Source organism: Klebsiella sp. GG_Kp175 (genome assembly GCF_040062325.1).
GTDB classification, from domain to species: Bacteria; Pseudomonadota; Gammaproteobacteria; order Enterobacterales; family Enterobacteriaceae; genus Klebsiella; species Klebsiella quasipneumoniae.
The window spans coordinates 49,395-65,068 of record NZ_JBEAFX010000009.1 but is presented as its reverse complement, the minus strand read 5'-3'; the positions used below and the strand labels follow the sequence as shown (position 1 = coordinate 65,068).

Genomic DNA, 15,674 nt, shown 5'->3' with positions numbered 1-15,674 from the left:
AAAAAACAGCCAAATTAACCTTAAAAAAGAAAATATAATAAAAAATAAGATAATATAAACTTAATTGACAATACGTCTTAGTCCCTCTGGATGAGGCCTCAGTCATTGGTATTAGATGATGCAGCACTGAGCATTACCCGCGGTTGGCAAGAAAAGAGGAGCGTAGCAGGCAGCTATTTATTGCGCGGTTACCTCGTCGTACGTCACCAGCTCCGCGAGGCCCTCAGACCGCGCTCGGGTAAATGTCGCGGGTGTCCCGCCAGATCGCATTCCTTAGCGATAATATCGACATAGCGATTGAGCATATTCTGCTCAATCGCTATGTCGGAAGACAGTCCACAGAATATTGCCACGCCGGTCTAACAAGCCCCGCTGAGGCCCTACCAGGTTTTGCCGATATTAAACTGAAACTGTTCTGCTTTATCACCATCGTACTTTTTAAACGGCTCTGCCCAGGAGAAGACCAGTGGACCAAGGGGAGACATCCACTGCACGGCAATCCCCGCGGAGAGACGAATATGACTCGGATCGCCGTAGTCAGGGATACCTGCCGCCAGCGTCTGCGCGGTGTTGTGCCAGGAGGTGCTCCAGACCGTCCCCGCGTCAACAAACAGCGAGGTTCGCAGACTATCGGCGTATTTGTCATTCACAAAGGGGGTTGGAATGATAAATTCGCTGTTCAGCACCGCCATGGCATTCCCGCCGACCGCATCAGACGAGGCGTCCAGCGGGCAGGCGCTATAGCTGCTTTCGCTACCATTGCAGCGGTAATAAGCCGCTTTAGGCCCAATGGTGTTAGAAGAGAAGCCGCGCACCGACGACGAACCGCCAGCGTAAAAGTTATCGTAGAACGGCACACTTTTGCCGTCTAACCCGCCAGCATAGCCTGCGCGCAGGCGTTCCATCCAGACCCAGCGCTTGTTTTCGCTCAGCGGCAGATACTGGGCGGTGTCAAAAGAGAGTTTGTAGTAGCTATTATCCGAACCAGGGAGCGTCACTTTACCGCTCAGGCTGCTCTTGTTTCCCGCACGCGGGAAGAAGCCGCGATCGAGATCGTTGTAGCCCCATCCAAGACTCACAAAATAATCGTTGGCGCTATATTTTGCGCCACTGTCGCCATCTTTCGTCACCACGCTGGGCTCGATTCCCCGAGAGCTGAGGTAGCGCCAGGTCGTCAGCTCCGGATCCATATTGGTCAGGCGATTATGGACATAATCCAGCCCCAGGTTCAGGGAGTTATTTTCGCTAATGGGAAACCCTAGCGTACTGCCTAAGCCATAGCTCTGCTGGTTATAGCTCCCGGCATCCGCATCGGAAGCATCATAGCTGTTATAAAAAATCTTTCCGCCCAGGCTGATGCCATCGACGGTAAACCACGGGTTCGTCGCCCCCAGTTCAAGATAAGACTGATAGCTGTTGCGCGTCCCATTGAAGCTCACGCTATTGCCCGTACCCAGCCAGTTATCCTGCGTCACGCCAAGCTGATAGCTCACGCCGCTATCCGTACCAAATCCCAGGCCCACGTTGAATGAGCCGGTGTTGCGCTCCTTCACCTTGTAGACCACATCGACCTGATCCGCCGTTCCATTGACCGGAACGATCTGCTGTTCAACGTTCTCAAAAAAACCCGTTCGATCAAGACGTACTTTCCCTTGCTCGACTTTTTCGTTGTTGAGCCACGCCCCTTCCATTTGGCGCATTTCACGACGTAACACCGCGTCCCGGGAGGTGTCGTTACCGGAAAAGCGGATCTGGCGTACCGAGTAACGGCGGCCGGCGTTGACCTGAATATGCAGCGTCACACGATGATGCGCGTCATCGATTTCCGGCGTGGTCGTCACCTGCGGCCAGGCATAACCATACTTACCAAAACGCTTTTTGATCTCATTTTCAACCGTGGTGACTTGCGCCCCGCTATACCATGCCCCCGCCAGCGGCTGGGCAAGGGCCTCGATCTCCGGTCCATGCTGCGCCAGGTCGCCTGTCACCTGAGTTCGGTCGACCTGATAACGTTCGCCTTCATTGAGGGTGATGGTGATATACAGGGATTTTTTATCTGGCGTCATACTGACCTGCGTGGACTGGATCGCAAAGCGCGCATAGCCGCGATCGAGATAAAAACTGCGCAGCGTTTCCAGATCGGCTTCCAGCTTCTGTTTCTGATATTTTTTATCCGCTACCACATTCCACCACGGCACATTATCGCGTAGCTGAAGCTGGTCCAGGAGCGTCTCTTCCCGAAACGCCTGATTACCGATAATGTTTATTTGTGCGATTTTCGCCGATACGCCTTCCTGAAAGACGAACGTTAAGTCAACGCGATTACGCGGTAACGGTGTCACCACAGCGTGAACCTGCGCGCTGTATTTCCCCGCGCTGTAATAGAAATCCTGCAACCCCTTTTCTATTTCGCTAAGCGAATTTCGATCCAGTGCGCTACCTGCTGAAATACCTGTCGCGGTGAGATTTTCCTTTAACGCATCATCCTTCACCGACTTATTCCCGGAAAAACTGATGCTGGCAATAGTGGGCCTCTCCTTAACCTGCACCACCAGCGTTTTCCCATCGCGCAGGATCTGCACATTCTCGAAATTGCCGCTCGCATACAGCGCGCGCACTGCCTCGCTGACTTCCTCTGCCGTCACCGCTTCTCCCGCGTGCAACGGCATACTTAATAGCGCCGCCCCGACGGTCACGCGCTGCAGCCCTTCAAAACGGATATCATCAACTTGATATGAGGTTGCGGCGTACAGCGTTAAAGGGGTAATCAATAATCCGCTGATGATATGAGTCTTTTTTAACATGAATGTGTCGTCTACGAGATAATGAGCAATAGCAGTTATCTGCTGGCGTTGAGCTTATTTGTTCAGGATGCGTATCTAAGATATGCGACAGAAATAACCTGAGCGAGGCGCAGAATTACATGCAATTATGGCGACAAAATGGAGAAAAAAAGGATGTTAAATCATGTTTAAAAATATATTTAATGATGGAACTTTTCCTGAACGCCGTGGTTCTAATGGCCAACACCAGAGCTATATTTAGATTTACCTGAACGGTCTTTATTGAAAAAGCCCCCTTTCTTGCTAATGGAAAGGGGGAAGGATCTCGTTAGGAATGTTGTTCACTGGAATCACCAGGAACAGGCACAATCATATTCTTAAAGCCAGCAGATATAATGAAGAGAAATTGAATAAATTATGCAATCGACATCACAACATTTTATCTTGTATTCACCACCAGACGCCGATGGCGAACATCTCCATATTTTCCTCAAAATAGCAGAATACAGTAGGGACGCCTTATCAAGGCATCAAGGAAAGTCTATCGTTATCTACAATAGCCAAGCAGTGGCGCCTCGCCAGGGAAGGTGAGGCATAGGCTTCACCATCCTGCCGCCTCCCATCATCAATCACAGGGAATCGCGTATGACACGCTTACTTAAAACGATGTTACCTATCATTCTCTGCACCCTCGTTGGGTTATCGTTCGCTTCACCCACGCAGGCGGCCTCCAGTCTGCCGATTGTTCTCCCCGCGCTAACATGCGATGCGCTAAGCGCTACCGACTTCAGCGCCGCCGTTGGCGCAAAGGTCACGATCAACCACACTGAAATGCAGACCTCCGCGCAGGGAAGCTGGTGCAAGGTGAGCGCCACTATCGCCCCCCAGATTGGCGTGCAGATTGCCCTGCCGACCCAGCGCTGGAGTCAACGTTTCTTGCAGGTCGGCTGCGGCGGACTGTGCGGGAGTATTAACCTGAGTCTGTCGAATGCCAGCGGCTGCCTGCCGGCAATGAACGGCGAGTTTGTGGTGGCAGCAACCGATATGGGGCACCATGGCAGTATGATGGATGCGTCATGGGCAGAAGATCCGCAAAAGCGCATCGATTTTGCCTGGCGCGCCAACCACCTGACCGCAGTGCTGGCCAAAGCGGTGATGCAGACGCTTTACCGCCAGCCGCCAAAGTACGCGTACTTTATGGGCTGCTCAGACGGCGGTCGCGAAGCATTGATGGAAGCGCAGCGCTTTCCGCAGGATTTTGACGGTATCAGCGCTGGCGCGCCAGCGGCCTTTTTCCAGTTTCAGAACTCCTTCTTCCACGGCTGGAATGTGGCCGCCAATCAGCGTCCGGACGGTACCGCTATCTTGTTGAAAGATCGCTTACCTTTGATTCACCAGGCCATACTGGCTCACTGTCCGACGCTTTCCGGCGTGCAGGACGGCATCCTGCAAAACCCCTATGCCTGTCAGTTCTCTGAGACTTGGCTCCCCCGCTGTCCTGCCAACGCTCAGGACCGTTCCGCCTGCCTGACACAGGAAGAGATTGAGGTAGTGAAAAAGCTCTACCGCGGCGCTTACGACAGCCACGGCGCCCAGTTCGTCGCTGGCGGTCTTCCGCTGGGCTCCGAGCTACGCTGGCCGGTGCCGGAGACGCCGACCGGCCACTCAATGTCGGAAATGATGGTACTACCGGCTCTGCAATCCGTGCTCCTGCCGGGAGGAAAACAGAAGATCCAATCGATGCGGGATTTCCCACTTAATCAGCAGAATTTTGACGCCGTCGCTCAACTGGCACCGCTCTATAATGCGGCAAATACCAATCTTCATGCCTATCAGCAGCGCGGCGGCAAGCTTATCCTCTGGCACGGTCTGGCCGATGACTCCGTCAGCCCAGCCTTTTCTATCGCCTATTACCGCGGCGTAGAAGCAGAGATGGGCCATGCCGCAACGGATTCCTTCCTGCGGTTATTCCTGCTGCCTGGGGTAGCACATTGCGGTAATGGCGAAGGTTACGATCAAATTGATCTCCTTACCCCGCTGATGCGCTGGACCGAGGAAGGCATCGCGCCGCAAGAGATTATGGCCGGCAAACGGGCGCCAGCCGCCGCCAGGCTGCCGCCGATGACAGAAAAACCAGATGCCCAAACGCAGTTTCACGGCGTGCAGAAAGTCAGTCAGCCTTACGCTGACGCCGCTCCAGCCGTTATCGCAACGCGTCCGGTGTATCCCTTCCCGGCCATTGCCCGTTATAACGGGCACGGCAACGTGAATGACGGCGAAAATTATCATGCAGAGCAATCAACCGCGTTTGGTCATCTGCAGGTGGCAAAACCCGCCAGCGACTTTATTGGCCCTGATAACCAAAAAAATTATCAGGTTCGCCACGGCGAGCTCACCGTTCAATAAATCAAGGGCTCCTCATTGAGGAGCCCTTCGTTTTTGGGATTGGCCTCAATCATGCATAGCAAAACGCTCCAGCAATCGGTATTAAGCGACCTGCTCTTGTGGATCGATAATAATCTGGATAAGAAACTGACCGTCGACGATCTGAGCGATATCTCTGGTTATTCCTCCTGGCATTTGTTTCGGCTCTTCCGTCATTATTTTGATCGATCGCCGATGGAATATATCCGCCAGCAGCGCATGTCGCTCTGTCGCCGTTTATTGCTGACGACGCCTGGTTACCGTATTGTCGATATTTGTATTATGGTTGGTTATGACGATCTCAGTGCGTTTAATCGTACCTTCAAAAAATATCATGCGCTCACACCCACTCAATATCGTCATCAGGTCACCCGGCAAAAATAAGGAAGGTCCCCCTCCTCCGCATCGCTGCGGTTGGGAATGGAAGGGGGACAGGGGGTATTGCAGAAGGGAAATAGCAGGGTGCTATTATCGAGCCCGATCGGGATCAACGACCTTGCGCGACGGAAATCAGTATAAAAGGATATTTTGAGCTAATAATGTAGAGGGCGTGAAGATTTTGTCACCATTTATAATTGTTTCCACCGCTCTCATCTGAAATAAAAAAACCGGGCCGCGCTGCACCCGGTTTCATTCTCATCAGCACCATCAGAAGTGAGTATTTACGCTCACAAAGAAGGTCCGCCCCGATTCGTTATAGGTCTCGGCACCCGCGCCATACAGATAAGCTCCCGTCGTCGCGTTGCCGGTCGTTTGCGCATTCCCTGCCCGATAGTGGCGGATATCAAACAGGTTATCTATCCCGCTGGTGAAGCTCAGGTTTTTGTTCACATCCCAGGTCGCACTGAGACCGACAATACTGTATGGGCTGACTTCGTTTAATTCGCTGCCGCTGACCGCCTCGCCCTTATAATTAAAGCGTTTTGGTTTCTGTCGGCCATACCAGGTAAAGGTGCTCTGCAGAGAGAGATCTTCACGGACCTGCCAGCTCAAAGTCGAGTTCAGGGTAAACTGCGGGATCACTGACAGTCGGTCGCCTGTCGTCTTATTCTTGCTCTGCAGCATCCATGTCAGGTTATTGCTCCAGTTAACCGTCTCCCCCATCGGAAGATTCAACGTTCCTTCCAGGCCTTCCACTAACGCCTTTGGTACGTTTTCCCACTGATAGATATTGGTGGTGCCGTTGCTGGCAGTGCCCACCGCCGCGTACCCTGACTCAATCTTGTTGTGATAGTCGTTACGGAACCAGGTGATTCCCGCCTGATAGCCCTCATGCTTATACTCAAGACCAATCTCTTTATTAACGCTGGTCTCCGCTTTCAGGTCGCTATTCCCCATCAGATAGCAGGCGGAACTACTGGCGTAACAGCCTTGACCGTTGCTGTAGAGAATATAGTTCGGGTTCAACTGGTAGAGGTTAGGCGCCTTGTAAGCGCGGGCAATGCCCAGCTTCAGCGTCCAGTCGTCCGTCAGCTCCTGGGACAGGTTCAGTGAGGGGCTCCAGTTATTGCCGACGATGCTGTGGTGGTCGAAGCGCAGAGCGGGTGTCAGCATGGTGCTGTCCGTTAGCGCCATATTATCTTCGGTAAACAGCGAGAAGATCTCGGCGCTGGAGTACGGGCTACGACCGGTAGCCGATACGCCATCGATAGTTCCGTAAGAGAGCGCCTGGGTTGTCGATACGCCATCTTTCATCCGCTGCTGATTCCATTCTGTCCCCAGCGTCAGATTCTGATCGACCCCCAGCGTAAACGGAATATTCACTTCGCTATGTAGCAGAACATCGGCCAGATCGATATCTGAAAACTCGCTACTGGAGAAGATCCCTTCCGTCCCCCCCGCCAGCCCTTCATTCATTCGCGAGTTGCGGGTGTGTTCGTACTGGGCATAGCTGTTGCTGGTCACGCCATTATCCCAGCCGCCGGTCCATGTCACGCCATAAGTTTGCCGGTAGAGACGGTTAGTCTCTTTCCCGTACATACTCTTCACCAGCGTACTGGTATTGGTGTTTTGTGTGTCGCCGGCATAGAGGTTGCCCTGTCGGCTGTAGCCGGCCTCAAACTCCAGGGCCTGCATCGGGGCGAACTCCCAGCGCAGCTTACTGTGAATATCTTTGTTCACCACCCCTTCACGTCCGGCGGGATAAGAGCCCGCGTAGGAGCCTGTACGCTCGGCTTCATGACCGGCGTTAATGTCCTGAGCATCGGCCTGGGTTTTACTCAAATTACCCCAGAGATTGAAGCTGACACTGTCTGACAGCGGACCATTGAGGCTAAAGTTGGTACGTTTCGTCGACCCTTCTTTACGATGCTGCGGAGCATTCATATAGGTATTCCACGACCCATGCCATTCAGGCGTGGTCGGTTTGGTCACGATGTTGACGACCCCGCCCATCGCGCCATTACCATAGCGCGCCGCCGCCGGGCCGCGGATCACATCGATATGATCGATCATCTCTGCCGGCACCCAGTTGGTATCGCCACGGGAATCACGATCGCCGCGCCAGCCATACCGCACCGAGTTACGGCTGGTGACCGGTTTTCCATCGACCAGCACCAGAGTGTTCTCTGGTCCCATCCCACGGATATCAATTTGCCGGTTGTTGCCTCGCTGACCGCTGGTGGAGTTACCGGTCAGATTGACTCCGGGTTGCGTGCGAATTAACTCCGACACATCGCGGGCGGGGGGATGTTTGCGAATCTCGTCCGCAGTAATGGTCGACACGCCCGGCGCCTGCAGGTTCTGCCTGGCGGCAGTCACCACCATCGTTTCCTCGTGATTTTCAGCAGTGGGGGTGCTCTCGTCAGACGTCGATGGTTCGATAACGCTCTCTGTCGCCTGCAGCGGCACGCTACAGGCAAACAGAGGAATGGCGATCCCCAGCGGGAAGAGAGACGTGTATTTCATAGAATATGCCCTGTTTTCTGTTGCTGTCGGGCATAACGCCTTCCCCAATTGAAAAAACAATGGGATAAAATACTTGCCTCAGCGCCTCGCCAGATTTTGGCGCAGGCCAGCGCCTTCCCGGCATTAATGGGAATAAGAAGACAGCGTGAGGCATAATAAAATTAAGTGCCCTGTTTCATCATTAGAGAAAAAGCGCTGCGCGCTATTCTTTGATAGCGTAATCCAGACAGCGTGTCATTAGAGTAATGTGCCGTGTTACGGTAATAAAAATGAGATTCATTATCAAGATGATAATAATCAATATCAGAGAAAAATAAAATAACATTTACCAATCAGCTGGTTACCAAAAAACAAATGGAAGAGAATAAAGTAAAAATAAAATCATCACTTTCTATTCATCATTAAAAAAACATATTTTTATCACATTATCTCCATAGTTAAATTAAAGACAAAAGCACATTAATAGTAAGTAATACTATTTGCGAAAGACTCTTTGTCGGTATCGTTACACCTTTTCCCCCATGTCATACCCAGCTAACGGCGGCCGTTCTGCTAAAATAAACACATCCCCCTGCGGAGTGCTCCTCCATGAACGCCAACTCGCTATCACGCCTGTTTATCGCCTGGCTTACCTGCCTCGCGACGCTGTTATTCGCCCCTTTTCTGCTGGCGGCGGAGGCGGAAATCGCGCCGCCGGTGGCAACCGAAGACAATACGCTGTCGATCCATATCGACGACATGCTGCAGCCGTGGAAAGGCGATCTGCCCGGCATGCTCGATCGGCGCACCATCCGGGTATTAACCACCTACAGCAAGACCTTCTTTTTTATTGATAAAGGCACCCAGCGCGGGGCAACGCACGACATTTTTATCGCGCTGGAAAACGATCTGAATAAACAGCTGGCGAAAGATAAAAAGCTAAAACAGCGCCACCTGAAGCTGCACATCGTTTTTGTGCCGGTCAGTCGGGATAATCTCTTTACCGCGCTTAATGAAGGTAAAGGGGATATCGCCGCCGCCAACCTGACTATCACGCCCTCGCGGGAAGCCCAGGTCGATTTCGCCCAACCGCTCTACAGCAACGTGAAAGAATTACTGATCTCCGGCCCGGCATCGCCGAAGGTCGACAGTCTGGAGCAGCTCTCCGGTCAAACGGTCTTTGTTCGCCGCTCCTCCAGCTATTACGAAAGTCTGCAAGCGCTGAACGCCCGATTTGCCAGCGAGTCACGACCGCCGGTTACCCTGGAAGCGGCGCCGGAAGCGCTGGAGGATGAAGATCTGCTGGAAATGCTCAACGCCGGGCTGGTGCCGTTGATCGTCGTCGATCAGCATAAAGCGGTTTTCTGGAAACAGGTATTTCCGAAAATCCAGGTCCATGACAACGTGGTGCTGCGCGACGGCGGCAACATTGCGTGGGCGGTACGCCAGGACAGCCCACAGCTGCTGGCGCTGCTGAACAACTTCGTGAAAAAGAATCGTCAGGGCACCACGCTGGGTAATACCCTGCTGCTGCGTTACCTGAAAAATGCCCAATATGTTAAAAATGCCGCAGCGAGTAAGGAACGGCGCAAGTTCCTCGCCATGGTGGACGTCTTCCGTAAATATGGCGATCGCTATGATGTCGACTGGCTGCTGATGGCGGCCCAGGGATACCAGGAGTCGCGGCTGAACCAGTCGGTTCGAAGCCACGTTGGCGCCGTCGGGGTGATGCAGGTGATGCCCCGCACCGGAAAAGAGCTGAAGGTGGGCGATATTAAACAGCTGGATCCCAATATTCATGCTGGCGTGAAATATATGCGCTGGATGATAGATCGTTACTATGCTGATGAGCCCATGACCCGGCTGGATAAAGCGCTATTTGCCTTTGCCTCCTACAACGCCGGTCCGGCGCGTATCGCCCGCCTGCGCACCATGACCAAACAGCGCGGGTTTGATCCAAACGTCTGGTTCGGTAACGTCGAAAATCTGGCGGCAGAAAAAATCGGCGCGGAAACGGTGACCTACGTCAGCAATATCTATAAGTATTACATCGCCTATCGGCTGATCGTCGATGACATGGCCCGCAAACAGAAAGCGACGGCGGCGCCGCGGCAGGAGCCGGTGGCGCCGCCAGCCAAACCGCAGCCCAGCGTGGCGATGCCCGCGACCGCTCAGGTGCCCGCGGCCTGAAGCGCTTGCGGCCAGCGGTCAAAACCACTTCTGAGGCGGTGGTGAAATAATCATAAAAAAAGCCCCGGCGAAACCGGGGCTTTCTGTGTTAACTACGTGGATATTGCGTTTAAGGCAGGCCTTAGAACGGGATATCGTCGTCGAAGTCCATCGGCGGTTCGTTGGAAGGCGCTGCCGGAGCCTGCTGCTGCGGACGGGACTGCGCGCCGCCGCTGAACTGGTTGCCGCCCTGCGGCTGCTGAGGCTGACCCCAACCGCCCTGCTGCTGTCCGCCGCCTGCCGGTGCGCCGCCGCCCTGACGGCCGCCCAGCATCTGCATGGTGCCGCCAACGTTTACCACCACTTCAGTGGTGTATTTATCCTGACCGGATTGATCGGTCCACTTGCGGGTACGCAGTTGGCCTTCAATGTACACCTGAGAGCCTTTACGCAGATACTCACCAGCGACTTCAGCCAGTTTGCCGAACAGCACAACGCGGTGCCATTCAGTCTGCTCTTTCATTTCGCCGGTCTGCTTGTCACGCCAGGATTCGGAAGTTGCCAGCGTGAAGTTGGCGACTGCGCCGCCACTTGGCATGTAGCGTACTTCCGGGTCCTGCCCCAGATTACCGACGAGAATCACCTTGTTTACGCCTCTGCTGGCCATGTTCGTGTCTCCTGAATACGTTTCTTAATAGTGTAAACGCGCGAGTGTACCATTTCCACGTAGCATTTTAATAGCTGCGAGGCTGATTCCAGAGATAGTACCCGGCTACGACATTGTTGCACACTCGACCTGAATTTGCATTCCGATACTGTATATTCATTCAGGTTAAATTGTGTCATAATTAGCCGTTTCTGCCGTTTGTCCTTCAAGCAAACCAGGCAATCCGTGTATCTACCTACCGGGAAAGGTGAATGGATAAGATCGAAGTTCGGGGCGCCCGCACCCATAATCTCAAAAACATCAACCTCGTTATCCCGCGCGACAAACTCATTGTCGTCACCGGGCTTTCCGGGTCTGGCAAATCTTCACTGGCTTTCGACACCCTGTATGCCGAAGGCCAGCGTCGCTACGTCGAATCGCTCTCCGCCTATGCGCGACAGTTCCTGTCGCTGATGGAGAAGCCGGACGTCGACCATATCGAAGGGCTGTCGCCGGCGATTTCCATCGAACAGAAATCAACCTCTCACAACCCCCGCTCGACGGTGGGTACTATTACCGAAATTCACGACTACCTGCGTCTGCTGTACGCCCGCGTCGGCGAGCCGCGCTGTCCGGACCACGACGTGCCGCTGGCGGCGCAGACCGTCAGCCAGATGGTCGATAACGTCCTCGCCCAGCCGGAAGGCCTGCGTCTGATGCTGCTGGCGCCCATTATTAAAGAGCGTAAAGGCGAGCACACCAAAACGCTGGAAAACCTCGCCAGCCAGGGCTATATCCGCGCACGGATCGACGGCGAAGTCTGCGATCTCTCGGATCCGCCGAAGCTGGAGCTGCAGAAGAAGCACACCATCGAGGTGGTCATCGACCGCTTCAAGGTGCGCGACGATCTGGCGCAACGTCTGGCCGAGTCGTTTGAAACCGCGCTGGAGCTCTCCGGCGGGACCGCCATCGTGGCCAATATGGATGATGAGAAAGCGGAAGAGCTGCTGTTTTCCGCCAACTTCGCCTGCCCGATCTGCGGCTACAGCATGCGCGAGCTGGAGCCGCGCCTGTTCTCCTTCAACAACCCGGCGGGCGCCTGCCCGACCTGCGACGGTCTCGGCGTGCAGCAATATTTCGACCCCGATCGCGTGGTGCAAAATCCGGAGCTGTCGCTGGCGGGCGGCGCCATCCGCGGCTGGGATCGGCGTAACTTCTACTACTTCCAGATGCTGAAGTCGCTGGCGGAGCACTATAAGTTTGACGTTGAAGCGCCGTGGGGCACCCTCAGCGCCAGCGTGCAGAAAGTGGTCCTGTACGGTTCCGGTAAAGAGAATATTGAATTCAAATACATGAACGACCGCGGCGACACCTCGGTGCGCCGCCATCCGTTCGAAGGCGTGCTGCATAATATGGAGCGCCGCTACAAAGAGACGGAATCCAGCGCGGTACGCGAAGAGCTGGCGAAGTTCATCAGCAATCGCCCGTGCGCCAGCTGCGACGGTACGCGTCTGCGCCGCGAGGCGCGCCATGTGTTTGTGGAAAACACCCCGTTGCCGACCATTTCCGATATGAGCATCGGCCACGCGATGGACTTCTTCAACAATCTGAAGCTCTCCGGCCAGCGGGCGAAAATCGCCGAAAAAGTGCTGAAAGAGATTGGCGATCGCCTGAAGTTCCTCGTCAACGTCGGCCTCAACTACCTGACGCTCTCCCGCTCGGCGGAAACGCTCTCCGGCGGCGAGGCCCAGCGTATCCGACTGGCGAGCCAGATTGGCGCCGGACTGGTTGGCGTGATGTACGTCCTGGATGAGCCCTCCATCGGCCTGCACCAGCGCGATAACGAGCGCCTGCTCGGGACCCTGATCCACCTGCGTAATTTAGGCAACACGGTGATCGTCGTTGAGCATGACGAAGACGCCATTCGCGCCGCCGACCATGTGATCGATATCGGCCCCGGGGCCGGGGTCCACGGCGGCCAGGTGGTGGCGGAAGGGCCGCTGGAGGCCATTATGGCGGTACCGGAATCCCTGACCGGCCAGTTCATGAGCGGTAAGCGCAAAATTGAAGTGCCGAAGCAGCGCGTGCCCGCCGATCCGGAGAAAGTCCTCAAGCTAACCGGCGCGCGCGGCAACAACCTGAAAGACGTGACGCTGACCCTGCCGGTGGGCCTGTTTACCTGCATCACCGGCGTCTCCGGCTCGGGTAAATCCACGCTGATCAACGACACCCTGTTCCCCATTGCCCAGCGTCAGCTTAACGGCGCGACCATCGCCGAACCGGCGCCGTATCGCGATATTCAGGGGCTGGAGCACTTCGATAAAGTCATCGATATCGACCAGAGCCCGATCGGCCGCACGCCGCGCTCCAACCCCGCGACCTATACCGGGGTGTTTACGCCGGTGCGCGAGCTGTTCGCCGGGGTGCCGGAATCACGTTCCCGCGGCTATACGCCGGGCCGTTTCAGTTTTAACGTCCGCGGCGGTCGCTGCGAAGCCTGCCAGGGCGACGGGGTGATCAAGGTCGAAATGCACTTCCTGCCGGATATCTACGTACCGTGCGACCAGTGCAAAGGTAAGCGCTATAACCGCGAAACGCTGGAGATTAAGTACAAAGGCAAAACCATCCACGAAGTGCTGGATATGACTATCGAAGAAGCGCGCGAGTTCTTTGATGCCGTACCGGCGCTGGCGCGTAAACTGCAAACCCTGATGGACGTGGGTCTGACCTATATCCGTCTCGGCCAGTCGGCGACGACCCTGTCCGGCGGCGAGGCGCAGCGCGTCAAGCTGGCGCGCGAGCTGTCCAAGCGCGGTACCGGCCAGACGCTGTATATCCTCGATGAGCCGACCACCGGTCTGCACTTCGCCGATATCCAGCAGCTGCTGGAAGTGCTGCACCAGCTGCGCGATCAGGGCAATACCATCGTGGTGATTGAGCACAATCTCGACGTGATAAAAACGGCCGACTGGATTGTCGATCTCGGCCCGGAAGGCGGCAGCGGCGGCGGCGAAATTCTGGTTTCCGGTACCCCGGAAACCGTCGCCGAGTGCGAAGCCTCGCACACCGCGCGCTTCCTGAAGCCGATGCTAAAATAATTAGCGAGAAAGCTGCTGCCGGACCGGCTCCGGCAGCATTTTCACCGCCTGCTGATAAGACGCATCGACCAGGTAGTAGATTTGCGAATCCGGCAGCGAGCCATCCAGAAAGACGGTGCTCCAGTGTGCTTTATTGAGATGCTGGCTGGGCCGGACGTCGCGATGCTGCTGCCGTAGCAGCTCCGCCAGCTCCGGGCTCGCCTTCAGCGCAACCGCCGGCCGCTGGTCTTCGACCTCCTTCACCATGGCAAACAGCACGTCCGAGACCTTAATCTGCGTGGCTTTCCAGTCGCTGTGGACGCTCTGCTCTGCTCCCGGCTTCGCCATGCAGTACTGCAATAACTCCGAAATTGTCATCTTTTATTCCCCCATGAGCGTCGCAACGATGTGCCGCGAACCGCCGTGTATCCGATGCTCCCCCAGCCAGATGCCCTGCCAGGTCCCCAGCCTGACGCGTCCGTCCTCGACCGGCAGCATCAGCGACACGCCAAGCATCGATGATTTGATGTGCGACGGCATATCGTCAGGGCCTTCATAATCATGTTCGTACGGCGCATTGTCCGGCACGGCGTTAAGAAAATACTGCTCCATGTCATACCGGACGGTGGGATCGCAGTTTTCGTTGAGCGTCAGGGAAGCGGAAGTATGCTGGAGCAGGAGGTGTAGCAGGCCGACCTTCACCCCGGACAGCCCGCGGATCTGGCCGAGGATTTCGTCGGTGACCAGATGAAAACCACGGGATTTAGGCCCAAGCGTCAGGGTTTGCTGATACCACATCATCGACTCCTTTTTGCGAATGAATCCCTCTAAGTGTGCAGCAATACGTGAAAAGGTAAAACCTTCCACCCCGGATTTTGCATAAAAAAACGGCAGCGTCACCGCTGCCGTTTATCGCGTTCTGGCGCCTGTCAGTATTCGGAATTGACGATCACTTCTTCCCCCAGCGCGCCGGCCATCGGCAGCGGCTTATAGGAGGAGTTGGCGGCACGCAGCACGCGGATCCCGCGGGCGCCCGCCTCGCGGGCGGCGGTAATATCGTTATCCGAGTCGCCATAGAAAACCTTTATCTGCTTCGTCTGCAGCCACTGGGTCTTGGTATTCTGACCCGGCTTATCGCCAGCGAAAATCACTGGGTTCATATTGGCGGCGGGGATAAGAAAATCATCCTGCAGGGTTTTAGAAACGGTTTCTGTTTTGGTCTGGCTGCGGCCGGTGACGAACCAGATGCTGTCGCCACGCTTCACATGCATGGCAATCAGCTGGCGCGCCACCTCTTTTGGCATGCTGAATTCGTCCCAGCCGTTGTTCATTTTTTCCCAGAACTGCGGGTTTTTCAGGTAATCCTCACTGCCGGGAGAGAAGGTTTTTTGCCCGCGCCAGAAACCAGGACTGGAGAAGAGAACGGTGTCATCGATATCAAAGCCGACGGCCATCGGCGGACGCCCCAGCAGGCTGTTCTCAATTTGCGCCACCGAAACCCAGTGGATCGGCGCCTGCTCGGCCAACTGGGCCACGTTGGTGCCGACCCACAGCGGCTGTGGCGTGGAGGCGCGCGCTACTACGGCGCTGTTCAGCGTGAACAGGAGAGAAGCCGCCGCAAGGGCGAGAGTAAGTTTGCGCATATTTATCCCTAAATCTATCAATCATTATTGTTTTCAATAATGTGCA

General features: G+C 55.2%; 10 protein-coding genes. 4 read left to right on the top strand and 6 right to left on the bottom strand.

All coding sequences use genetic code 11. The annotated features are described in order from the left end of the window. Nucleotides 1-380: 380 nt before the first annotated feature. Complete coding sequence (bamA, locus tag ABLU73_RS14840; protein ID WP_032456847.1) at nt 381-2,804, bottom strand: outer membrane protein assembly factor BamA; 2,424 nt, start codon at nt 2,802-2,804, stop codon at nt 381-383. A 624-nt stretch (nt 2,805-3,428) separates the two neighbouring features. Between bamA and ABLU73_RS14835 the strand changes: the two genes are divergently transcribed. After that, nucleotides 3,429-5,189, top strand: coding sequence for a tannase/feruloyl esterase family alpha/beta hydrolase (locus ABLU73_RS14835; protein ID WP_017900111.1), 1,761 nt, complete (start codon nt 3,429-3,431; stop codon nt 5,187-5,189). Between the two features lie 33 nt (nt 5,190-5,222). Continuing rightward, nucleotides 5,223-5,591 carry a helix-turn-helix transcriptional regulator gene (locus tag ABLU73_RS14830; protein ID WP_094311165.1) on the top strand — a complete coding sequence of 123 codons (369 nt, stop codon included), beginning with the start codon at nt 5,223-5,225 and terminating at the stop codon, nt 5,589-5,591. A 264-nt stretch (nt 5,592-5,855) separates the two neighbouring features. On the opposite strand, the gene ABLU73_RS14825 is transcribed toward ABLU73_RS14830, so the two are convergent. Next, nucleotides 5,856-8,114: a TonB-dependent siderophore receptor gene (locus ABLU73_RS14825; RefSeq protein ID WP_043519224.1), complete on the bottom strand. Its 2,259-nt coding sequence runs from the start codon at nt 8,112-8,114 to the stop codon at nt 5,856-5,858. Nucleotides 8,115-8,702: 588 nt separating this feature from the next. Between ABLU73_RS14825 and ABLU73_RS14820 the strand changes: the two genes are divergently transcribed. Continuing rightward, on the top strand, nt 8,703-10,283 hold the full coding sequence (locus tag ABLU73_RS14820) for a lytic transglycosylase F (protein WP_053810875.1): 1,581 nt from the start codon (nt 8,703-8,705) through the stop codon (nt 10,281-10,283). Nucleotides 10,284-10,404: 121 nt separating this feature from the next. Here ABLU73_RS14820 and ssb1 read toward each other — a convergent pair whose 3' ends face one another. Continuing rightward, a complete protein-coding gene (gene ssb1, locus ABLU73_RS14815) occupies nt 10,405-10,929 on the bottom strand; it encodes a single-stranded DNA-binding protein SSB1 (RefSeq protein WP_004151744.1) in 525 nt (174 codons plus the stop codon). 251 nt (nt 10,930-11,180) lie between these two features. Between ssb1 and uvrA the strand changes: the two genes are divergently transcribed. Beyond that, nucleotides 11,181-14,006: an excinuclease ABC subunit UvrA gene (gene uvrA / locus ABLU73_RS14810; RefSeq protein WP_023291635.1), complete on the top strand. Its 2,826-nt coding sequence runs from the start codon at nt 11,181-11,183 to the stop codon at nt 14,004-14,006. Here the strand turns inward: uvrA and ABLU73_RS14805 are convergent, their stop codons facing one another. From ABLU73_RS14805 to aphA, 3 genes are all read right to left on the bottom strand, one after another. Continuing rightward, the gene (locus ABLU73_RS14805) at nt 14,007-14,363 is read right to left on the bottom strand and encodes an MmcQ/YjbR family DNA-binding protein (RefSeq protein WP_004206305.1); all 357 of its coding nucleotides are present in this window, start codon (nt 14,361-14,363) and stop codon (nt 14,007-14,009) included. Between the two features lie 3 nt (nt 14,364-14,366). Next, nucleotides 14,367-14,783 carry a secondary thiamine-phosphate synthase enzyme YjbQ gene (locus ABLU73_RS14800; protein WP_004206303.1) on the bottom strand — a complete coding sequence of 139 codons (417 nt, stop codon included), beginning with the start codon at nt 14,781-14,783 and terminating at the stop codon, nt 14,367-14,369. Between the two features lie 131 nt (nt 14,784-14,914). Then, nucleotides 14,915-15,628: an acid phosphatase AphA gene (aphA, locus tag ABLU73_RS14795; RefSeq protein WP_004206302.1), complete on the bottom strand. Its 714-nt coding sequence runs from the start codon at nt 15,626-15,628 to the stop codon at nt 14,915-14,917. Nucleotides 15,629-15,674: the final 46 nt, after the last annotated feature.